The sequence below is a fragment of the Lysinibacillus sp. FSL K6-0102 genome, assembly GCF_038003545.1.
GTDB lineage: Bacteria > Bacillota > Bacilli > Bacillales_A > Planococcaceae > Lysinibacillus > Lysinibacillus capsici.
This window is the reverse complement of sequence record NZ_JBBOPH010000001.1, coordinates 3,546,098-3,568,417: the sequence shown is the minus strand read 5'-3', so window position 1 is coordinate 3,568,417 and position 22,320 is coordinate 3,546,098. Positions and strand designations below refer to the sequence as shown.

Below are 22,320 nucleotides of genomic sequence, written 5' to 3'. Positions count from 1 at the left end.
CGCTAAAGCGGATGCTTTTTTCTGCCGATATAATTAGGGTGACAGTAAATTTTAATTGAATATTTACGATAAACTTGTTTAATTGAGGGAGTGAGATGGAAGTCTCCTCCCTCTTTTAAAATATATAACCTAATTTTAAAGGAGCGTATTCAAATGTCTCTGAAACGAAAAAAAATCTCAGTTATCGGTGGCGGTTTTACAGGCGCTACTGCAGCATTTTTAGCAGCTCAGAAAGAACTTGGTGACGTCGTATTAGTGGATATTCCACAAGCAGAAAACCCAACAAAGGGTAAGGCGCTAGATATGTGGGAGGCAGCACCAATACAAGGGTTTGACTCTTATGTGCAAGATACTTCCAATTATGCAGATACGGCGAATTCTGACGTAGTGATCATTACCGCTGGTGTTGCACGTAAACCAGGTATGAGCCGTGATGACCTTGTTCAAATCAATCAGAGTGTTATGAAAACTGTTTCAAAAGAGATTGCTACGCATTCACCAAATGCTACAATCCTTGTACTGACAAACCCAGTTGATGCCATGACATACACAGTATACAAAGAAACTGGCTTCCCTAAAAACCGTGTAATTGGTCAATCAGGTGTTCTTGATACGGCTCGTTTCTGTGCATTTGTGGCAGAAGAACTTAAGATTTCAGTGAAAGATATTACTGGTTTTGTATTAGGTGGTCACGGTGACACAATGGTACCGTTAACACGTTATTCATTTGCTGGTGGTATTCCGTTAGAAACACTTATTTCTGCTGAACGTTTAGAAGAAATTGTTGACCGAACGCGTAATGGTGGAGCAGAAATTGTCAACTTACTTGGTAACGGCTCTGCCTATTATGCGCCTGCTGCGGCACTAATAGAGATGGCTGAAGCTATTGTAAAAGACCAAAAACGTATTTTACCATCTATTGCTTATTTAGAAGGCGAGTACGGCTATCATGATTTATACTTAGGTGTTCCTACATTACTTGGCGAAAACGGTATTGAAAAAATCTTTGAGCTAGAATTAACGGACAAAGAAAAAGCAGCTTTAGATCAATCGGCAGAAGCAGTTCGTAATGTGATGAAAATTTTAGTGTAGAATATCAGTCTAAATCTTAAAACGAGTAGGGAATGTTCCTGCTCGTTTTTTATGTTTCCAGGGTTGAGAAAGGTAAGGTTCTTCTGCTTTTCATTGTACTTTTAGCATAAAATTGATACTATGAATGTAGTATGATAGAAAAGGGGTTGGCGTATCTTTGCTTCAAAAAAATAGTAAACTTGGTCTCACAATCGATGAAATTACAGTTGGCGAGAAAATCCATATCACTGAAAAAATTGAAGATAGGGATCTATTGCTTTATTTAGGCCTTACAAACGATAGTAACCCGCTTTATATTCAACATGATTATGCGGCTATGACACCTTTTCAAAAGCCAATTGTGCCGACAATTATGTTAAATGGTATTATTACATCAGCTGTGTCAAAGTATATTCCAGGACCAGGTGCACGAATTATTGAGCAACATTTGAAATATTTAGGACCTCTCTATCATTATGAATTGTTCGATACGCTATTAGAGGTTACAGCAATCAATAAATATGACAATACCATCACTGTATCTGTCCACTCATATAATGAGCAGAAGCAGCTTGTAATTGAAGGTTTATTGCTTGTGACTCCACCACTTGCGCTATAGACGTCTTGAGATTTGAAATGGGGGTTTCAAATCACTAACGGAGGCATTAGACATGACAAAAACGATTTTAGTAATTGAAGATGAATTTTCGATTGCAACATTATTGAAATATAATTTAGAACAGGCAGGCTATGTAGTGGAAACGGCTGCTGATGGTCAGGAAGGGCTTGAAAAAGCAATCGACTTACAGCCAAATTTAATTCTTTTAGATTTGATGCTTCCAAAACTAGATGGCATGGAGGTCTGTAAACAAATACGACAACAACGTATGAATACGCCAATTATTATGCTAACTGCTAAAGATGACGAATTTGATAAAGTTCTTGGTCTTGAGTTGGGAGCAGATGATTACATGACAAAGCCTTTTAGTCCTCGTGAAGTTTTAGCGCGTGTCAAGGCTGTATTAAGACGTTTCACGCAAAATGTTGTCGCAGATGATAAGGATGAGGCGCAGGAAAAAATGTATGAGTTTGGACAATTGCGAGTGTACCCAGAGCGATTTGAAGTATTTTTACAGGATGAGGCACTGGAATTTACACCAAAAGAGTTTGAGCTACTCATCTATTTACTTGAAAATAAAAATCGTGTATTAACACGTGATCAGCTATTAAGTGCTGTATGGAAATATGATTTTGCTGGCGATACTCGAATTGTGGATGTACACATTAGCCACCTTCGCGATAAAATTGAAGAAAATAGCCGTAAGCCGATGTTTATAAAAACAATTAGAGGTCTTGGTTATAAATTTGAGGAGCCGAAAACGACATGAAATCGATGAGCAACCGCTTATTCTTGACATTCATGCTTTTACTTGGAACGATACTAGCTGTCCTAATGATTGTTATAGGTCAGCTTTTTCCTGTTTATATCGAGCAATATAACGAGCAAGCAACCACTGAGATACGGACATCAATGGACCAAGTAATCGATGAACGCAAAATGGATTTAACGAAGGAAGATCAGGAAGCTTTGTACGCAGCTCAGGCTATGGAACGAGACGAATCCTTATTGAACTATGTGCGTGCTCGCCTTTACGGAGTACTGGCTATTCTCTTTACCATCACGTTGATATTAATAGCAATTATAAGTCGTTATATGATACGTAACTTTACTGCACCGATTGATAATGTGACAGACACTGCCCTTGAGCTTGCAAAGGGTAACTATCGTGCACGTGCTCAAGAAAATGAGCATGAACGGATGATACCACTGAGTCATTCCATAAACATATTGGCACGGAATTTGCAAGATATTACAACGATACGTGAAGTAGAGGAAGAAAGACTGAAAACCTTAATTGAAAATATGGGGAGCTCCCTTATGATGATTGGTCGTGAGGGGAATATTTCCATTGTAAATCGAGTATTTCTGGAGCGCTTTGGAATGCAGCTTGATGATGTACAAGGAAAGGTTTTTCGTACAATAGGCTTACCTAAATCATTAGAACAATTTATCGATCATGTTTTTCTGACAGAAATGCCTTATCGACAACAAATTAAAATGGAAGTACAGCAAGAACTTTATAACAAAGAAGTTTATGGGGCACCGGTCATCGGGGACCACGGACGATGGCTAGGCGTTGTTATCGTTATGCATGATATAACGGAACTAGTTCGATTAGAACAAATTCGGAAAGACTTTGTTGCGAATGTATCACATGAATTACGCACACCTATTACATCTATTAAAGGCTTTTCAGAAACTTTATTGGATGGGGCCTATAAAGACGAAAAAATGCTGATTTCCTTTTTGGAGATTATATATAAAGAAAGTAATCGACTTCAAATGCTGATTCAAGATTTACTAGAGCTCTCAAAGATCGAGCAGCATGGTTTTACTGTCAATATTATGCCGATGGGCTTACAGGATGTTCTAATTCGTGGAGCAGAATTGACAGCTCCGCGATTGGATGAAAAAAATATGAGCTTCCAGGTGGATATCGAACGAGATGTCCAGGTTATGGGGGATGCCAATCGTATCATTCAGATTGTGACGAATTTAATTACCAATGCGATTACATATTCACCTGAAAACACGACTGTTTCTATTCGATTAAAGGAAAATGAAACACATGGCATTATCGAAATAGAGGATCAAGGAATTGGTATTGAAAAACATGAAATAGCGCGCGTTTTTGAAAGATTTTATCGGGTGGATCGAGCGAGAAGTCGTAATTCTGGTGGAACAGGCTTAGGCTTAGCGATTGTTAAGCATTTAGTCGAGGCGCATCATGGCCGAATTCAAGTAGAGAGTGAAGTCGGCATAGGAACTAAAATGATTGTCATGATTCCGAAAAATTAACAAATCCTTTACATGAACAACATGTTACATTCATATTTGGGCACTATACTTATTTCTAGAAACCCCCAATATGATTGTTAAGACGATGACCATAAAAATCTAATAGAAGATTTTTAACTGCTTTATATTCCCCACAGAAAGAATTTAGTGTTTTTTAGACACTAGGTTCTTTTTCTGTTTTACAGGGAACGTAAATAGGTGTAAAGTATAGTAGCATAAAGTTTAACAACCATCTTACCCGCGATTGTCTGTTAGACGAACGCTTTGACAGTCAGTGAATCAACCTTCTTATCATTCGAATCGTGTTTTCCTGACTGTTGAGGCAGAGAAAAAAATGAGAGAAGGATGACCATGAAAATCGTCAAAAGTATCGTGCAAATCGGCTATCTTTATATCCTATTATTAATCGGAAATACTATTGCACGCCTACTTCACTTGCCGATTCCAGGGAGTATAATAGGACTTGTCCTATTATTTTTACTGTTACAGTTTCATATAATCAAGCTTGAATGGATTGAATTAGGAGCAGCCGTACTATTAAGTGAACTCTTATTATTCTTTATTCCATCTGCCATTGGTGTTATTGATTATCATGCCTTATTTGGTGTGCAGGGAATGAAGGTTGTGCTGGTCATTGTTGTGAGTGCCATTGTGGTAATGTTTGTAACGGGGTATACAGCACAATGGCTAGAGCAGCGAAAGAAGGGTGATGCGATATGACTTTATTAATCGCCATTGTCAGCTTACTTGGGACCGTTGCTATTTTTTATATTTGTAAAATGTTTTACAAAAAATATAAAAAAGAATGGCTGACACCTATGCTGATTACACCTTTAGTCATTATAGGTATTTTACTACTGACAGGTATATCTTATAAATCCTACAATTCTGGAGCGAGTGTCTTAACAAATTTACTAGGACCAGCAACCGTTGCGTTTGCCGTTCCTATATATAAAAATGTCAACCTATTAAAAAAACACGCATTTGAAATTTTCATCAGCATTGCTGTTGGTTCAGCGGTTGCTATTGTGTCATCCTTTATGATGGCTCTATTGGTGGGTTTAAATGATGAGTTGGTGCATAGTTTAGTGCCACGTTCTGTAACAACACCTATTGCGATGGATATTTCTAATATGATTGGTGGTTCTCCTACGCTTACAGCTGTTTTCGTTATGACGACTGGTATTTTAGGAAGCTTGTTAGCACCAATCGTTATCAAAGTATGTCGTTTTCACAGACCTTCATCTAGAGGATTAATGCTTGGTATGGGTGCTCATGGAACGGGTACATCAAAAGCATTTGAATTTGGAGAGCTAGAAGGCACATTTGCTAGTCTAGCGATGATCGTTGCTGCATTAATTAGTATTGTATTATCCACTACCATTTTCCCAGTATTTGAACATCTGGTTATCAATATCCTGTTGCCCTAAAGGTAACAGGATTTTTTTGCATTGATAAGCTTTTGTTAAGAGTGAGATACAGAGGATTCTGTCCTTTACAATCATTATATGAAAATATTTTGAAACTTTTTATAAGGGTTCACCGTAAACAATAGTACTAAGCAAAAGGAGGAACAGACATGAGTGTGAAAAGGACACTAATGATTGTTGGACTTGGAATATTTGGAATTATTGCACTTATTACAGTTTTTACTTCATGGTACACGGTAGATGAATCAGAGCAAGCTGTGGTTATTACATTTGGTCGTGCCGATGATACAGTAACAAATCCAGGTCTTCATTTTAAATTACCTTGGCCCGTCCAATCCGTAGAAATTTTGTCAAAAGAAACGTTTAGTCTGCAATTTGGTTATAAGCAAAATAAAGCAGGTGAGTTAGAGGCATACGATGCCGAAACAAAAATGATTACGGGGGATGAAAATATTGTCTTAACAGACCTTGTTGTTCAATGGAAAATTACAGAGCCTAATAAGTTTTTATTTAATTCGCAGGATCCAGAAAGAATATTACATAGCGCGACATCGAGTGCCATTCGTTCTATAATCGGAAGCTCTTCTATCGATGCAGCGTTAACAGAAGGTAAAGCTGACATCGAAGCAAATACTCGCCAATTATTAGTTTCTCTTATTGAAAAATACGATATTGGAATAAGCGTTTTAGGTGTGAAATTGCAAGATGTAGAATTGCCAAATAAAGATGTGCGTGCAGCATTCACTGCTGTAACAGATGCACGTGAAATGAAAAATACAAAAATAAATGAAGCTGAAAAATATGAAAACCAACGCATTAGTGAAGCTGAAGGCGAACGTGATGCTATTATGTCGAAAGCAAAAGGAACTAAAACAGCCCGTATTGAGCAAGCACAAGGGGATGTAGCGGTCTTTAATAAAATGTATGAGCAATACAAGGGCAATCAGCAAATTACACGAGAGCGGTTAATTATAGAGACGCTTGAAAATGTCCTACCGAAAGCACAAATTTACATTATGAATGATGATGGTAGTACGATGAAGTATTTACCACTTCAGCAACTACAGCCTCAACAGTCGCAACAGACACAAACAGAGAAAAAAGAGGGGAGCGGTAACTAATGGACCAAAAAAATAAGGATCTAGAAAAATTCCTCAATTTCTTATCTGGCAAAAGTAAAAAAGCTGCTCCTTCAGAAGGTGATTCGGGAGACAATGTAGTTAAAATGTCGAAGAAAGGACCGAAGAATCCTAAAAAATATATCTCTCTAGCTGTAACCTTAACGGTCATATTCGCTCTAGTGATTACTTTATTAACGAATATTTATATAGTTAAAGAATCAGAGTATGCTGTTGTTCGGCAGTTTGGAGAGGTTGTTAAATTTGAGCGTGAACCAGGTTTAAATATGAAAATTCCTTTTATTCAAAGTGTCACAAAGTTACCAAAAAACCAAATGACATATGAGATTTCGGAAGAAGAAATTAATACAAAGGATAAAAAACGAATTATTATTGATAATTATGCTGTATGGCGTATTACGGATCCTAAGCTATTGATTTCAAATGCTGGTACGATAGAAAAAGTTGAATCACGTATGGAAGAGTTCATTTATTCTGTTATTCGCTCTGAACTTGGCCGAATTAACTATACGGAGATTATAAATGATGAGGATTCTTCTCGAGGCAGCATAAATGATCAAGTAACTGAACGTGTTAATGAACTTCTTTCCAATGATAACTATGGTATTGAAGTAGTAGATGTACGTATACGTCGCATTGATTTACCAACTGAAAATGAACAATCCGTTTTTACGAATATGATTTCAGATCGTGAATCAATTGCACAAAAGTATCTTTCAGAGGGAGATGCACAGAAACGTCGTATTGAGGCACAAACGGATCAACACGTACAAGAAATGCTTGCTAAAGCAAGTAAAGAAGCTGCTTTAATTCAAGCTGAAGGAGAAGCAGAGGCTGCAAAGATTTACAATAAATCTTTCTCTCAAGATCCTGAATTTTATTCTTTATACCGCACATTAGAATCCTATAAGAAAACGGTTGGGGAAGATACGGTTATTATCTTGCCAGCTACTTCACCATATGCCAACATCTTGTCTGGTTATATTAAATAAACGCAGTTTAAAGTCGTCTCTGTCTTGAAGGAGACGACTTTTTTGCTGCACAAATTATAACTATCCGTGAAATCGAATTATTATAGTATGAAAATAATAGAAATTTATAAGTTTGTATTCCCGAATCAGCTATAATTTGATAGAATGATAATGTTTAAAAAAGAATAGTTGGGGGTAAAGGCTTTGAAATTACAAATTAGCAAATGGCTCCAAAATTTAGGGATTGCTTGTAGTATAGCTTCGATATTAACACTTTTCTACCGTCTATCCGATTTTTCGTGGGTGACGAAAAGTGTTTATCATATACCAGTATTTTTTGTTTGTATCTTTTTAATCAGTATCATTATTGCAGATGATGTAAGAAACCTTTTTAAGAAATTATTTTGGTATGAAAAAAGAAAGGTCAAGCGTCCTATTTGGCAAGTTGGAATTGGCTTAATCTTCTTTTTGGCACAAATTAGTACAGTAATGGTATTTAATCAAGAGCTAACATATCCACAATTAGGCGGCATGCCGTTATTTCTTGTGTTTGCTTTTATGAATGCATTTATATTAACTGTCATCTATGAAGAAGTTTTTTATCGTACTTCAAATCAATAATAACTATTAAGAACTTTCATTTACAGGAGACTTGTCCTTGAATGAAAGTTTTTGCTTTTTAGTAATGGATGTAATACGTCTTATGCCTTGTAAATACGTAAATTATTAACATTTGTCAGTATTGCCCTTATTTAATCTGTAGTACAGTCAAGTTATTGAGAATAGTCAATGACTAAACTTGATAGGCAGATGCATACATACCATATTGAATTTTTTAACCTAGTTTTAACCTTTAGTATGTATGATAAGCAAAGATTCATTTTAATAGGAGGTAATAAAGATGAAAAAGGTCGTGTTTGGAAGTGCTTTAGCAGTCGGATTATTATTTAGTGGGGCAGGGCAATCCTCTGCTAATAGCCTAATTCAACCAATTGATATTCAAGGCATGGATCTAGAATCAGCATTACAGGCAGTCCAATCACAGCGAGCACAGCTGTTAGAAAATCAGCTTAAGGATCAACTAGAGGATGTTCAACAACGAAATCAACAGCTAGCTGATTTGAATGCACAGCAAGGTCAAATGGATGCTTTAAGTAATTCTCAGCAAATGGATATGCTCCGTTTACAAAGCATGAATAGTAAACGAAATGAGGCTTTTGATGTAATGACTAATTTTGTAAAAAAAATGCAGGATAGTCGTTCATCTATTATAGGTAATATGCGTTAAGGAGTTAAAATATTTTAAACAAGTCAACCGCTGCGCGCGGTTGGCTTTTTTGAATGAATAGGAATGCTAAAATAGCGGATAAAGTCTTTAAAGTGGTGGATAAACCATTAAAAATAATGGATAACCTTGAGGATGGACGCCTGCTTTTTTTACTTGAAATGTATTGTTATGATAAAGTAGAAGAAGAAGACAACGCAGGAGGATAAAATCATGACCAAGGAAAAATTACTATTATTGGACGGTAATAGTTTAGCGTATCGCGCGTTTTTTGCGTTGCCATTGCTAACGAATGATAGTGGCATTCATACTAATGCTGTATACGGCTTTACAACAATGCTACAAAGAATATTAGAGGAAGAACAGCCAACCAAAATATTGGTTGCTTTTGATGCTGGGAAAACAACATTCCGCCATGAAACCTTTACAGAATATAAAGGAGGACGTCAAAAGACACCACCAGAATTATCAGAGCAATTTCCTTATTTACGAAAGCTTATTGATGCGTATGGTATTAAGCAATATGAGCAGGAGTTATATGAAGCGGATGATATTATCGGAACGCTTGCTAAAGAGGCTTCGTCGCAGGATATGGATGTTATCATCGTTTCTGGAGACCGTGATTTAACTCAGCTGGCGACAGAGCAAGTAACCGTTTATATAACGAAAAAAGGTATTACGGAAATAGAGAAAAATACACCAGCCTTTATTGCGGAAAAGTATGGGTTAACGCCGCTTCAAATTATTGATATGAAAGGCTTGATGGGGGATTCCTCCGATAATATTCCTGGTGTACCAGGCGTCGGGGAAAAAACGGCTGTAAAATTATTAAAAGAGCATGGCTCCGTTGAAGCACTTTATGAAGCAATGGATACATTGAAAGCTTCTAAAATGAAGGAAAAGCTTGTAGCTAATGAAGAGCAAGCCATCATGAGTAAGAAGCTGGCAACGATTTATACGGATGCTCCAATCACCATTTCACTGGCTGATCTTGCATATAATGGGCCAAAAGAAGATGAATTAATCAATGTGTGGCGTGAGCTTGGCTTTAAATCGCTGCTTGATAAAAGTGACTTTACAGTGCAAGAAGAAGAACAGGCGCCTCTCGATTATGACCTTGTCCAGGAAGTTCGACCTGAGGATTTAAAAGATGTGATGGCTGTGCATGTAGAGCTTGAAAACGAGCACTATCATACTTGTCAGCAGCTGGGAATTGCCTTATCAGATGGCGTAAAGACGCAATATATTCCATTTGATAAAGCAGCAAAATCAGATATTCTCCGTCGTTGGCTAGAAGATGCCACAAAAATAAAATATATATCCGATTCTAAGGCAGCTCAAGCATCATTAAAGCGAGCTGGGATTCAATTAGCTGGCGTTGACTTTGATTTGCTACTTGCCTCTTATATTAATAATCCAGCATTAAGTGGCGATGATATCGCAACACTTGCAAGGGAATTAGGCTACTATGATGTCCAAGCAGATGAAGCGGTATATGGAAAAGGTGCCAAGCGTGCAATACCTGATTTGGACCAACTTGCACAGCATGTTAGCCGTAAAGCTTTTGCAGTATGGTCATTACAGCCGAAACTGGAAGCCTTATTAAAGGAAAATGAACAATTCGATCTTTATAAAAACCTAGAGCTACCATTGGCAGGAATTTTAGGTGAAATGGAAAGCGAAGGGATTACGGTTAACCGCGCTACGTTAGAGAAAATGGGGCAAGAGCTTAATGATAAACTTGTAGTAATTGAGCAAGAAATTTATGCAGAAGCTGGAGAAACCTTTAATATTAATTCACCAAAACAATTAGGTGTGATTCTATTCGATAAGCTAGGGCTACCTGTGATTAAAAAGACTAAGACAGGCTATTCAACTGCTGCAGATGTCCTAGAAAAATTACAGTCAGAGCATGCTATCATCGAACATATTCTGTTGTATCGCCAACTTGGAAAATTACAATCCACATATATTGAAGGCTTACTAAAGGAGATTCATGTATCAGATAGTAAAGTGCATACGCGCTTCCAGCAAGCTTTAACTGCAACAGGGCGTTTAAGCTCAACAGATCCGAATTTACAAAACATCCCAATTCGTTTGGAGGAGGGCCGCAAAATTCGTCAAGCCTTTGTACCTTCAAAAGAGGATTGGATATTATTTTCTGCTGACTATTCGCAAATTGAATTACGCGTTCTTGCACATATGTCAGAAGATAAAAACCTTGTTGAGGCTTTCCGTGAAGGAATGGACGTTCATACACGTACAGCTATGGATGTATTTCATGTGTCAGAAGATGAGGTTGATAGTAATATGCGTCGCGCAGCGAAAGCTGTTAACTTTGGAATAGTCTACGGTATTAGTGATTATGGTCTATCACAAAACTTAGATATTACGCGTAAGGAAGCGGCTAATTTTATTGAAAAGTATTTCGCAAGTTTCCCTGGTGTAAAACAGTACATGGATGACATTGTACAAAATGCAAAATTTAATGGCTATGTGACAACGATATTAAATAGACGCCGTTATTTACCGGATATAACAAGCTCAAACTTTAATTTAAGAAGCTTTGCTGAGCGTACGGCGATGAATACGCCAATTCAAGGTAGTGCAGCTGATATCATTAAAAAGGCAATGATTGATATGGATGCTCGATTGAAAAAAGAAAAGATGCAGGCAAAACTGCTACTTCAAGTGCACGATGAGCTAATCTTTGAGGCACCAAAGGAAGAGATTGCCTTACTCGAAAAAATTGTACCTGAAGTCATGGAAAACGCTATTGAGCTTGCTGTACCGCTTAAAGTAGATTTTAACCATGGCTCAACTTGGTACGAGGCAAAATAAGGAGGGATTCAAATGCCTGAATTACCAGAGGTAGAGGGTGTCGTCCAGGCATTGAAGCCAACAGTTGAAGGACGTACCATTCAACAGGTTCAGCTTTCTGAACGAGTACATTTCTCTTTTAGTGAGGGTAAACAATGTATTGTCAAACAAGCAGCGCCTGATGCATTTGAAAGTACTTTGTCCCAGATGACCATTACCAAAATTGAACGAAGAGCAAAATATATTTTCTTTCATTTGCTGAAGGATGATGTTCCATATGTTCTTGTTAGTCACTTAGGGATGACAGGTGCTTGGTTTGTTGTGAATTCACCCGAAGAAATCAATGAGGCGAAATTTCAAAAGCATATCCATGCGACATTTGAAATGGCAGATGGGGGATACTTGATATATTCAGATATTCGTCGATTCGGTGAACTTCGTTTTCTGACAAAAATTGAAGATCATGCGCCATTGACAAAAATGGCACCAGAGCCATTTGATGAGCATGCATGTGATTTTTTTATAACAAAATCTAAGCTACCGAAATATGAAAATAAAGCCGTAAAAGAAGTAATTATGGATGGGCAAGTCATTTCGGGCTGTGGCAATATTTATGCAACAGAGGCATTGTTTGCTCAGAAAATTCACCCTGCACGCAAAATGAGCCGCATTAGTGAAAAGCGGAAGCGAGCATTATTTGAGGAGATTGTTGCTGTCCTACGTCAAAGCATTGAAGCGGGTGGTTCAACTATTTCTGATTATCGGAATATTAATGGGGAAGCAGGGAGTATGCAGAATCGATTAAAAATGTATGGGAAAAAGGTATGTCCAGCATGTGAAACGGCAACAAGTCAAATGACAATTGGAGGGCGTACCTCTGTCTATTGCCCAAATTGTCAACATTAAAGGGGATTTAGCAATGATTATCGGACTAACAGGAAGTATTGCAAGTGGAAAAAGTACAGTAGCTAAAATGATGAGCGAACTGGGTTTACCGATTGTTGATGCAGATGTTGTAGCACGAGATGTCGTAGAACCAGGAACTGAAACATTAGCATTGATTGCTGAAAGCTTCGGACAAGCTATCTTGCTTGAGGACGGCAATTTAAATCGAACTTTGCTGGGAGATATCATATTTCATGAGCCTGCCAAACGCAAAACGTTAAATGATATCATGCATCCAGCAATCAGAAAAGAAATGTTACGTCAGCGTGATGCTTATTTAGAAGCAGGACATGAACATGTTGTGATGGACATTCCTTTGTTATTTGAGAGTAAGCTTCAACATTTTGTGGAACGTATCATTGTGGTATCGGTCAGTGAAGAAGTTCAGCTTCGACGTTTAATGGAACGAAATAATTTATCTAAAGAAGATGCATTGGCACGTATGCACTCTCAACTGCCGATGTCTGTCAAAGAAAAGGGTGCACATGCGGTCATTTATAATAATGAAAATATAGAAAGTACAGAAGAACAATTAAAAAAAATCCTGCATTATTGGGATGTTATTTCATGAGTTCTTTTATAATGCGTAGCAAGCCGACCTTGCTACGCATTTTTTTATGGGGAAACGCCATAATAAAGAATAATTTTTCAGAAAATAAGAACTTTTATATTCTCAATATATAATGTTCATCTTTTTTAAAATTGTGTTATACTAATCACCATAAAGTATATAATTAATTAATCTGAGTATGTACTCACAGGAGGATATTATAAATGACAGTATCAATTGCTATTAATGGTTTCGGGCGTATCGGACGTATGGTTTTCCGCCAGGCTATCGTACAACAAGATTTAAACATCGTTGCAATTAACGCTAGCTATCCTGCAGAAACGTTAGCACATTTGATTAAGTATGACACAAATCACGGAACATTTGAAGGTACGGTAGAACCAGCAGGCGATGCTTTAGTTGTAAATGGTAAACGAGTTCAAATTATTAGTGAACGTGATCCTTTAAAATTACCTTGGTCTACAATGGGTGTAGATATCGTTATTGAAGCTACAGGAAAATTTAATGTGCGTGATAAAGCAGCAATGCACTTAGCAGCAGGCGCGAAAAAAGTAATCTTAACAGCACCAGGTAAAAACGAGGATGTCACAATTGTTTTAGGTGTAAATGATGACAAATTGGATATTGCGAAACATGATGTTATTTCAAATGCTTCTTGTACAACAAACTGCTTAGCGCCAGTAGCAAAAGTATTGAATGACACATTTGGTATTGAGAATGGTTTAATGACAACAGTTCATGCTTATACAAATGACCAAAAGAACTTAGACAATCCGCATAAAGATTTACGTCGTGCACGTGGATGCGCCCAATCCATTATCCCAACATCTACAGGTGCAGCGAAAGCCTTAAAATTAGTGTTACCTGAATTAGAGGGTAAAATTCATGGTATGGCACTTCGTGTTCCAACACCAAACGTATCTTTAGTTGACCTTGTAGTAGATTTAAATACAGATGTAACAGTTGATGCAGTTAATGCAGCATTTGTAAAAGCGGCAACAGAAGGTCCAATGAAGGGTATCCTTAATTTCTCTGTTGAGCCATTAGTATCTTCTGATTACAATACAACAACTTATTCTTCAACAGTTGATGGACTTTCTACAATGGTGTTAGGCAACCGCAAAGTAAAAGTACTTGCTTGGTATGATAACGAGTGGGGCTACTCTGCACGCGTTGTTGACCTTGTGAAAAAAGTGGCAAATGCTTTAGAAACGGTAAACGCGTAATAATTTCTATAGATAGCACATTGAAATCGAAAAGGTTTCAATGTGCTCTTTTTTTACAGAAACTTTTCTTGTACTTCAGGTGCTTTAGATTTATCATGAGCCCACAAACGTGAATGCACTTTTCTTACATGTAGGAAATTTGTTATAATAGATATATTAAATTGTTGTAAACCAGGAGAGTAATTATATGAGATGTCCATCTTGCCAATTTAACGGAACGCGTGTTGTGGATTCGAGGCCAGTAGATGATAATAAAGAAATTCGTAGACGTCGTGAATGTGAGTCATGTGGCTTCCGTTTTACAACGTTTGAAAAAATTGAAGAGACGCCATTAGTCGTTGTGAAAAAGGAAGGTTCACGAGAAGAGTTTAGCCGTGAGAAGGTACTTCGTGGGCTTATTCGTGCTTGTGAAAAACGTCCAGTGGCACTTGATGTGCTGGAGGAACTTGTTCTGTCCATTGAAAAAGATCTTCGTCGTATTGGAAATTCGGAAGTACGCTCAGAAGATGTTGGCGAAATGGTCATGGACCGCTTAGCCAAAATTGATGAGGTTGCCTATGTGCGTTTTGCGTCGGTCTACCGTCAGTTTAAAGATATCAATGTCTTTATTGAAGAAATAAAGGACATTATTCAACGTCAAACGGAGAAGAAATCATAGCAAACAGAGAGGATGAATGACGTTGATTCATTTATATAAGGAATTGCAGCCTGGCGATCCTTTCGACATTCGTCTACCTCATGCATTTTCTACACAAGAGCGTCAATTAGTTACATTATTTTATCAACCATTAACGGGATCAGAGCCAGTTAGCCTCTATTTAACATTATGGGCAGAAGCAGAGCAAATGCCAAAGCAGCAAATGACACATTATTATTTAATGAATGTGCTAGGGCTACCAATTGGTAAAGTGTTTGAGGCTCGTATTGCTTTAGAAGCTATTGGTTTGCTGCGTACATGGAAAAAAGAAAATGCTGGTGAGCGTAGTTTTTTATATGAGCTACAGCGCCCATTAGATGCAGATAGCTTTATGAAAGACCCGCTGCTGTCGATGTTTTTGTTTAGTAAAATTGGAGAGCAGGCTTATCGCAACTTACGTCAGCGCTTTATGTCACCTGTAAAGGACTCGGCGTTTAAGGATGTATCTCGTGCTTTTATTGATGTCTATAAGCCTGTTCATGCCAATATCCCATCAGATTTACAAGTGGATACGAGTCATAAGGATAAACAACAAAAAGTATATCCTTTTTATTTGGAGCAATTCGATTTTGATTTATTGCAAGCTGGTTTGTCTGAGCAATTGGTACCTTCCAATTTGTTGACATTTGAAGTGCGTGAAGCTATAGCCAAGTTGGCATTTTTATATCATTTAACAGCCCTTGATATGCAAAAAGTAGTCATACTTGCTTTAGATGATGATTTAGGAATTTCTCAGGAACGTTTACGAAAGGCTGCTGCTGATTTTTATAAATTAACCGTATCCAAGGAGCCGCCAAAACTTGCCCGTGTCACCGATCCTCTACCAGTAGCAGAAGCGGGACAAAAAACCAAGGATCAGGAACTTCAACACTATTTAGAAACAACGGCACCTGTCCAAGTTTTAAGAGATATAAATAATGGTAAAGAACCATTACAAACCTCAGTCCAACTTGCAGAAAATTTAATCGTTCAACATGGCATGCCAATTGGAGTGGTTAATGCATTGTTAGAATACGTTATGCTAACAACAGATATGAAGCTCCCTAAGAAATATGTGGAAACGATTGCTGATCATTGGGTACGAAAAAATGTCCAGACCGCTAAGGAAGCAATGGAACTTGCACGTCAAGAGCATGATAAATATACAGCTTGGAAAAACAAGCCGCAAACGTCCAATAAAACGAGTCAACAGACTAAAGGACGTTCAAGATATCAACGTGAAGAAAAAGTGCCTGAATGGTTCTATAAACGAAATGACAATCAAGAGGAATCTACCTCTAGTACTATAGATTTTGAAAAAGAGCGACAAAAAATATTAGAGATGCTAGGAAAAAGCGAATAGTAAAGAAGGTGAGCAGTAATCGAACCTATAAATGGACCACTAAAGCGAGCAATTAATGTACCCTCGTTCCAAGAACGCTATGAAGCCATGCGACGTGAAATTTTAGAGCACCCGCATGTGCAGGAATTTTTAGCGCAGCATGCAGATGAATTAAACTATGACAATGTTGAGCGAAATTTACCTAAACTGCATGAGTTTATTAGTCAATCTACTGAGTGCTGTGGGTGTGATAATACCGAACATTGTACAAACTATTTAAAAGGATTCATCCCGACATTAAGGGTTGTTCGGAATTCTATTGAAATGGACTATGTGCGCTGTGAGCAAAAGATTAGGGAAGAAGAACGCCGGGATGTTGCGAATATGATTGCAAGTATGCATATGCCAAAAGATGTGCTACAAGCAACAATTCATGATTTAAGTATTGATGATGAATCACGTGTGGCGATTGCACAAAAAGCAGCTCAATTTGTTAAAATAACAAAAGAAACTGGTCAATTACCTGCAAAAGGTTTTTACCTATATGGTAAATTTGGTGTAGGGAAATCCTTTGTACTTGGGGCATTGGCCAATGAATTAGCATCTATTAAAATCCGCTCTGTGGTAGTTTTCGTTCCAGAATTTTTACGAGAAATGAAAAATGCCATTGGTGATAATACATTGAATGAGAAAATAGATTATATTAAAAAGGCTCCTGTCTTAATGCTAGATGATTTAGGTGCGGAGACAATGACTGCCTGGACACGTGATGAAATATTGGGGACTATTTTCCATTATCGGATGGCAGAGCAATTGCCAACTTTTATTACGTCTAATTTTAACTATGAAGAATTAGAGCATCACTTAGCTCAGTCACAAAAAGGTGATATTGAGGTTGTCAAAGCGGGACGAATTATGGAGCGAATTAAAGCCCTAACAGTGCCAATCGAAATGCGAGGCAAAAATCGTCGGATGTAACATTGATAGTTGCATTTTTCGACAATCGAGCGTATACTGACTCATATACTTAATATCAATATGCATTGATGAGGACATGAATTTTGTGTATCAGCTTTTAGAGAGGGAAGTCATCGGCTGAAAACTTCCTAGTATGGGCACATTATTTACTACCTACTGAGCAGCGAAAGGGATAATCTTTCGCCGGTCCCTAGCCCGTTAGCTAGCCTTGAGCTTCGTCTGACTTTATGTAAGTCGGAAGGAAGAAGGGTGGAACCACGAGCATACGCTTCGTCCCTTTTGTGAGGGACGGAGCTTTTTTTATTTTTCTCAGATTTCATTGAAATAGTGGTGGCTCCGCTCATATAGGGAGATAAGTCGCTCGCGAAAGTGGTAAATTCGCTCATAGAGAGTAAGAAACCGCTCAGAAACATGAAGATGCCGCTCCGATTGAACAGAGAAATGCTTAAAAAAGCAATGACTCCGCTCAAACCAAGCCGTAGAGTCACACAAACATTGCTCCAGCCAATCATCAAGCATTATGTATTTATCAAAAACAAAGGAGTGCAAAGGATATGTCAGAAATGATTAAATTAACTTTCCCAGATGGCGCTGTAAAGGAATTTGCAAAAGGCACATCAACTGATGACGTAGCATTATCTATTAGCCCTGGCTTACGGAAAAAAGCGTATGCAGGTAAAATTAATGGTGTGTTAGTAGATTTAAAAACACCAATTGAAGAGGATGCAACAATTGCAATCATTACACAAGATGATGAGGCAGCACTTGAAATTTTACGTCACTCAACTGCCCATTTAACAGCGCAAGCTATTAAACGTCTATTCCCAGATGTAAAGCTTGGTATTGGTCCAGTAATTGAAGGTGGTTTCTACTATGATATCGACTCACCAACACCAATCACTGCTGAAGATCTACCAGCCATTGAAAAAGAAATGAAGAAAATTATTGCTGAAAACCTTGAGGTAGAACGCAAAAATGTAAGCCGTGCAGAAGCACAAGCCCTTTATGAAGAAATTAGCGATGAGTATAAATTAGAATTACTTGAAGCCATTCCTGCAGATGAGCAAGTATCTATTTATTATCAAGGCGAGTTTTTTGATCTTTGCCGTGGTATCCACGTACCATCTACGGGTAAACTTCGTGAATTCAAGCTTTTATCATTAGCGGGTGCTTACTGGAGAGGGAACTCTGATAACAAAATGTTACAACGTATTTATGGTACAGCGTTCTTCAAAAAAGAGGAATTAAAACACCACCTTCAAATGCTAGAAGAAGCAAAAGAACGTGATCACCGTAAAATCGGAAAAGAATTAGAACTGTTTACAACTTCCCAAAAGGTTGGCCAAGGTTTACCACTTTGGTTACCAAATGGTGCAACAATTCGTCGTGTTATTGAACGTTATATTGTCGATAAAGAATTATCACTTGGCTATAAGCACGTTTATACACCAGTATTAGGTTCTAAGGAGCTTTATCAAACTTCTGGTCACTGGGATCATTATCAAGATTCAATTTTCCCACCAATGGAAATGGATAATGAAACATTAATTATGCGTCCAATGAACTGTCCTCACCATATGATGGTGTACAAAAACAGCATGCATTCATATCGTAACCTACCATTGCGTATTGCAGAGCTTGGCACTATGCACCGTTACGAAATGTCAGGGGCTGTTTCAGGCTTACAACGTGTTCGTGGGATGACATTAAATGATGCCCATATTTTTGTTCGCCCAGATCAAATTAAAGCGGAATTCCAAAAAGTAGTACAGTTAATTTTAGAGGTTTATAAAGATTTCGACCTTAATGATTACTCATTCCGTTTATCTTATCGCGACCCAGCAGATACTGAGAAATACTTCGATGATGATGCAATGTGGGAAAAAGCACAAAGTATGCTAAAAGAAGCAATGGACGAACTTGGCTTAGACTACTTTGAAGCGGAAGGTGAGGCTGCATTCTATGGTCCTAAACTTGACGTTCAAGTAAAAACAGCGATTGGTAAAGAAGAGACTTTATCTACAGTTCAATTAGACTTCTTATTACCAGAACGCTTCGACCTAACTTATGTTGGGGAAGATGGTAAGCCTCATCGTCCAGTTGTTATCCACCGTGGTGTTGTATCAACAATGGAACGTTTTGTTGCCTTCTTAATTGAAGAATACAAAGGAGCATTCCCAACTTGGTTAGCACCGGTACAAGTTGAAGTTATTCCAGTATCGAATGAAGCTCACTTCGACTATGCAAAGCAAATTGAAGAGCAACTTACAGCGGCTGGTTTACGTGTGGAAATGGATGATCGTGAAGAGAAATTAGGCTATAAAATCCGTGAGGCACAAATGAAAAAGATTCCTTATATGCTTGTTATCGGGGATAAAGAGGTTGAGGCAAATGGCGTAAATGTTCGACGTTATGGCTCGAAAGATTCCGAAACAATTAGCTTTGAGGATTTCCTAGCAGCTATAAAAACAGAAATTACAAAATAAGCTTTAACTAGAAACCCTCGCTTGCCAAAGTGAGGGTTTCTGTATAAAATAAATCTTGCATTTGTATAGAATAGCTTCATTTTGGTTATGTTAGCACAGATAAGAAAATAAATATTTGACAGCTTATCATATACATGCTAATATAATTAAGGTTAATGAATACAAAGTTTGTGGTTGAAGTAGAGGCTGCCCGCTTCTCACCTGATACAACGCTTTAAAGGCTGTGAACAGGTATGACACGTTGAATTGTTTTGCGTAGACTTGCGCATGCACATATAGCGGGCGGACATCTTCAAAAATGTCCGTCCTTTTTTTATGGACATGACGAGAGGATGTACCGTTCAACCGGGCAAGGCTTTGCCCAAACCATGTATTCGCGACAACTACTTGGAGGTGGATTACTATTAGCAAAGACATGTATGTAAACGAAGGCATTCGCGCACGTGAACTTCGATTAATCGATCACAATGGTGACCAGCTTGGTGTAAAGACACGTAATGAAGCGCTAGAAATCGCCGCTCGTGTAAACTTGGATCTTGTCCTTGTGGCCCCTCAAGCCAAGCCGCCAGTCGCTCGTATCATGGACTATGGTAAATTTAAGTTTGAACAGCAAAAGAAAGACCGTGAAATTCGTAAAAATCAAAAGGTCATCGTAATGAAAGAGGTTCGTTTGAGCCCAACAATCGATGAGCATGATTTCCAAACGAAGTTACGTAATGCGATTAAATTCCTTGAAAAAGGCGATAAAGTAAAATGTAGCCTACGTTTCAAAGGTCGTGCGATCACACACAAAGAGATTGGTCAACGTGTGTTAGATCGTTTTGCTGAAGCTTGTGCTGAAGTATCAACGGTAGAACAAAAACCGAAGATGGAAGGCCGAAGCATGTTCTTAGTTCTTCAACCAAAGAACGAGAAATAATATTAGACGAACAGTTTAGGAGGAATTCGACATGCCAAAAATGAAAACTCACCGTGGAGCTGCGAAACGTTTCAAAAAAACGGGTTCAGGTAAATTAAAATACGACCGTGCTTATGGAAGCCACTTATTCGCAAACAAATCTACGAAACAAAAACGTCACCTACGTAAAGCGAACATCGTATCATCTGGTGACTTCAAACGCATCAAATCTTTACTTGTTTACATGAAATAATTGACTACAAAAAAATACTAACATTCATTTTTTAATGAAAAGCAGGAGGTAATTCATATGCCACGCGTAAAAGGCGGAACAGTGACGCGCAAACGTCGTAAAAAAGTATTGAAATTAGCTAAAGGTTACTATGGTTCAAAACATACATTATACAAAGTTGCTAACCAAGCAGTAATGAAATCAGGTCAATATGCATACCGTGACCGTCGTCAGAAAAAACGTGATTTCCGTAAATTATGGATCACTCGTATCAACGCAGCTGCTCGTATGAACGGTCTTTCTTATAGCCGTTTAATGCACGGTTTAAAAGTTGCTGGTATTGAAGTTAACCGTAAAATGTTAGCTGACCTTGCAGTAACTGATGCTGCAGCATTCACTCAATTAGCAGACGCTGCTAAAAAAGCAGTAGCTAAATAATAGCTGACAACATTCACTATTATTTCTGCACCGAAAGCTTAGCGACAGGTGTGAAATATCATAAGTGCAATAAAAAGACTGATGGGTTTTTCCATCAGTCTTTTTTGTGTTAGATTAATAGTATCACGGTTTTAAAGGAGTAAGAAATGGGACAAGCATTATTAGCTTATATGAGCATTGTATCAATTGTATTGCTCATTTTAATGGGGATGGATAAATCACGCGCAAAGAATCATGAATGGCGTATAGCAGAGCGTACATTATTTACACTAGCCATAGCAGGAGGGGCAGCTGGGGGTGTATTGGGTATGTATTTATTCCGCCACAAAACACGTCATAATCGTTTTGCATTTGGTTTTCCCCTACTTGCAGCCATACAAATTTTTATCATTGTGCAGCTCTGGACATAAATGAGAATAATTAAAACACATCCTCATGATGGGGATGTGTTTCGCATAAGCTGTTCAATGGGCTGCTTCCAATTGATTTTGGCGCTTGGATAGTTCAATAATATTTCTTGCTGCAAATATTCAAAGTCGCTTTTGCTGAAGCCTTGTAATGTTGCAGCATCGCGCGCACCGACGAAAATGGTTACAACCTCAAATGCATCCTCTGTTGTGCCTAGGTATTTTTCACCTTCAAAAAGAGCACCCTTATAGGAAATAAAGAAATTTTTTCGGACATTTTTAACGTCATCATAGAAATAATACTGGCCTTTTTCATAGGCTTCATCAAGTTTGCGTTTAGGATCAGTTATATAACGAATCGCTTTGTAAAATACATAAATAATAAGCGCTATTACAGCAAGTCGAATTAGTAACGGCAACATGTTTAAATTTCCCCCTTGAAGAAAGGTTATTCTTTCCTATACGATTAGAAGGGTCAAATAGTT

General features: G+C 37.9%; 24 protein-coding genes. 23 read left to right on the top strand and 1 reads right to left on the bottom strand.

The window, feature by feature from the left end; translation table 11 throughout:
- Nucleotides 1-153: 153 nt before the first annotated feature.
- The 23 genes from mdh (at nt 154) to NYE73_RS18025 (ending at nt 21,838) form a co-directional block, all read left to right on the top strand.
- Nucleotides 154-1,092 (top strand): malate dehydrogenase, encoded by a 939-nt coding sequence (gene mdh, locus NYE73_RS18135; RefSeq protein WP_340815655.1) that lies wholly within the window; start codon nt 154-156, stop codon nt 1,090-1,092.
- A 157-nt stretch (nt 1,093-1,249) separates the two neighbouring features.
- Complete coding sequence (locus NYE73_RS18130; RefSeq protein ID WP_004226245.1) at nt 1,250-1,690, top strand: MaoC/PaaZ C-terminal domain-containing protein; 441 nt, start codon at nt 1,250-1,252, stop codon at nt 1,688-1,690.
- A gap of 52 nt (nt 1,691-1,742) precedes the next feature.
- Nucleotides 1,743-2,459 (top strand): response regulator transcription factor, encoded by a 717-nt coding sequence (locus NYE73_RS18125; protein ID WP_016993215.1) that lies wholly within the window; start codon nt 1,743-1,745, stop codon nt 2,457-2,459.
- Nucleotides 2,456-3,991 (top strand): two-component system histidine kinase PnpS, encoded by a 1,536-nt coding sequence (gene pnpS / locus NYE73_RS18120; RefSeq protein WP_048393584.1) that lies wholly within the window; start codon nt 2,456-2,458, stop codon nt 3,989-3,991. The genes NYE73_RS18125 and pnpS overlap by 4 nt, the downstream gene beginning before the upstream one ends.
- A 351-nt stretch (nt 3,992-4,342) precedes the next feature.
- Nucleotides 4,343-4,711, top strand: a complete 369-nt coding sequence (locus tag NYE73_RS18115; protein ID WP_048393586.1) for a CidA/LrgA family holin-like protein — start codon at nt 4,343-4,345, stop codon at nt 4,709-4,711.
- The gene (locus NYE73_RS18110) at nt 4,708-5,421 is read left to right on the top strand and encodes an LrgB family protein (protein WP_004226253.1); all 714 of its coding nucleotides are present in this window, start codon (nt 4,708-4,710) and stop codon (nt 5,419-5,421) included. The genes NYE73_RS18115 and NYE73_RS18110 overlap by 4 nt, the downstream gene beginning before the upstream one ends.
- A 149-nt stretch (nt 5,422-5,570) precedes the next feature.
- Nucleotides 5,571-6,542, top strand: coding sequence for an FtsH protease activity modulator HflK (hflK, locus tag NYE73_RS18105; protein ID WP_048393591.1), 972 nt, complete (start codon nt 5,571-5,573; stop codon nt 6,540-6,542).
- Nucleotides 6,542-7,552 (top strand): protease modulator HflC, encoded by a 1,011-nt coding sequence (gene hflC / locus NYE73_RS18100; RefSeq protein WP_048393593.1) that lies wholly within the window; start codon nt 6,542-6,544, stop codon nt 7,550-7,552. The genes hflK and hflC overlap by 1 nt, the downstream gene beginning before the upstream one ends.
- 183 nt (nt 7,553-7,735) lie before the next feature.
- Nucleotides 7,736-8,152 carry a hypothetical protein gene (locus NYE73_RS18095; protein WP_048393595.1) on the top strand — a complete coding sequence of 139 codons (417 nt, stop codon included), beginning with the start codon at nt 7,736-7,738 and terminating at the stop codon, nt 8,150-8,152.
- A gap of 280 nt (nt 8,153-8,432) precedes the next feature.
- A complete protein-coding gene (locus tag NYE73_RS18090) occupies nt 8,433-8,819 on the top strand; it encodes a hypothetical protein (RefSeq protein WP_066037548.1) in 387 nt (128 codons plus the stop codon).
- A 53-nt stretch (nt 8,820-8,872) separates the two neighbouring features.
- Nucleotides 8,873-9,025 (top strand): hypothetical protein, encoded by a 153-nt coding sequence (locus tag NYE73_RS18085; protein WP_259948456.1) that lies wholly within the window; start codon nt 8,873-8,875, stop codon nt 9,023-9,025.
- 4 nt (nt 9,026-9,029) lie between these two features.
- A complete protein-coding gene (polA, locus tag NYE73_RS18080) occupies nt 9,030-11,657 on the top strand; it encodes a DNA polymerase I (RefSeq protein ID WP_048393600.1) in 2,628 nt (875 codons plus the stop codon).
- A gap of 12 nt (nt 11,658-11,669) precedes the next feature.
- Nucleotides 11,670-12,542: a bifunctional DNA-formamidopyrimidine glycosylase/DNA-(apurinic or apyrimidinic site) lyase gene (mutM, locus tag NYE73_RS18075; RefSeq protein ID WP_048393602.1), complete on the top strand. Its 873-nt coding sequence runs from the start codon at nt 11,670-11,672 to the stop codon at nt 12,540-12,542.
- Nucleotides 12,543-12,555: 13 nt separating this feature from the next.
- The gene (gene coaE, locus NYE73_RS18070) at nt 12,556-13,152 is read left to right on the top strand and encodes a dephospho-CoA kinase (RefSeq protein ID WP_054549959.1); all 597 of its coding nucleotides are present in this window, start codon (nt 12,556-12,558) and stop codon (nt 13,150-13,152) included.
- 203 nt (nt 13,153-13,355) lie between these two features.
- Nucleotides 13,356-14,378: a glyceraldehyde-3-phosphate dehydrogenase gene (locus NYE73_RS18065; RefSeq protein ID WP_259948452.1), complete on the top strand. Its 1,023-nt coding sequence runs from the start codon at nt 13,356-13,358 to the stop codon at nt 14,376-14,378.
- 187 nt (nt 14,379-14,565) lie between these two features.
- Complete coding sequence (nrdR, locus tag NYE73_RS18060) at nt 14,566-15,036, top strand: transcriptional regulator NrdR (RefSeq protein ID WP_004226277.1); 471 nt, start codon at nt 14,566-14,568, stop codon at nt 15,034-15,036.
- Nucleotides 15,037-15,052: 16 nt separating this feature from the next.
- Nucleotides 15,053-16,417: a replication initiation and membrane attachment family protein gene (locus NYE73_RS18055; RefSeq protein ID WP_048393607.1), complete on the top strand. Its 1,365-nt coding sequence runs from the start codon at nt 15,053-15,055 to the stop codon at nt 16,415-16,417.
- A gap of 27 nt (nt 16,418-16,444) precedes the next feature.
- Complete coding sequence (dnaI, locus tag NYE73_RS18050; RefSeq protein WP_255349866.1) at nt 16,445-17,374, top strand: primosomal protein DnaI; 930 nt, start codon at nt 16,445-16,447, stop codon at nt 17,372-17,374.
- A 554-nt stretch (nt 17,375-17,928) separates the two neighbouring features.
- Complete coding sequence (gene thrS / locus NYE73_RS18045) at nt 17,929-19,860, top strand: threonine--tRNA ligase (RefSeq protein WP_259948449.1); 1,932 nt, start codon at nt 17,929-17,931, stop codon at nt 19,858-19,860.
- A gap of 415 nt (nt 19,861-20,275) precedes the next feature.
- Nucleotides 20,276-20,779 (top strand): translation initiation factor IF-3, encoded by a 504-nt coding sequence (gene infC, locus NYE73_RS18040; RefSeq protein ID WP_016994853.1) that lies wholly within the window; start codon nt 20,276-20,278, stop codon nt 20,777-20,779.
- Between the two features lie 31 nt (nt 20,780-20,810).
- On the top strand, nt 20,811-21,011 hold the full coding sequence (rpmI, locus tag NYE73_RS18035; protein WP_004226312.1) for a 50S ribosomal protein L35: 201 nt from the start codon (nt 20,811-20,813) through the stop codon (nt 21,009-21,011).
- Between the two features lie 57 nt (nt 21,012-21,068).
- Complete coding sequence (rplT, locus tag NYE73_RS18030) at nt 21,069-21,428, top strand: 50S ribosomal protein L20 (RefSeq protein WP_004226314.1); 360 nt, start codon at nt 21,069-21,071, stop codon at nt 21,426-21,428.
- Nucleotides 21,429-21,574: 146 nt separating this feature from the next.
- Nucleotides 21,575-21,838 (top strand): DUF1294 domain-containing protein, encoded by a 264-nt coding sequence (locus NYE73_RS18025; RefSeq protein WP_048393614.1) that lies wholly within the window; start codon nt 21,575-21,577, stop codon nt 21,836-21,838.
- A 23-nt stretch (nt 21,839-21,861) separates the two neighbouring features.
- Here the strand turns inward: NYE73_RS18025 and NYE73_RS18020 are convergent, their stop codons facing one another.
- Nucleotides 21,862-22,257: a hypothetical protein gene (locus tag NYE73_RS18020; RefSeq protein WP_004226335.1), complete on the bottom strand. Its 396-nt coding sequence runs from the start codon at nt 22,255-22,257 to the stop codon at nt 21,862-21,864.
- Nucleotides 22,258-22,320: the final 63 nt, after the last annotated feature.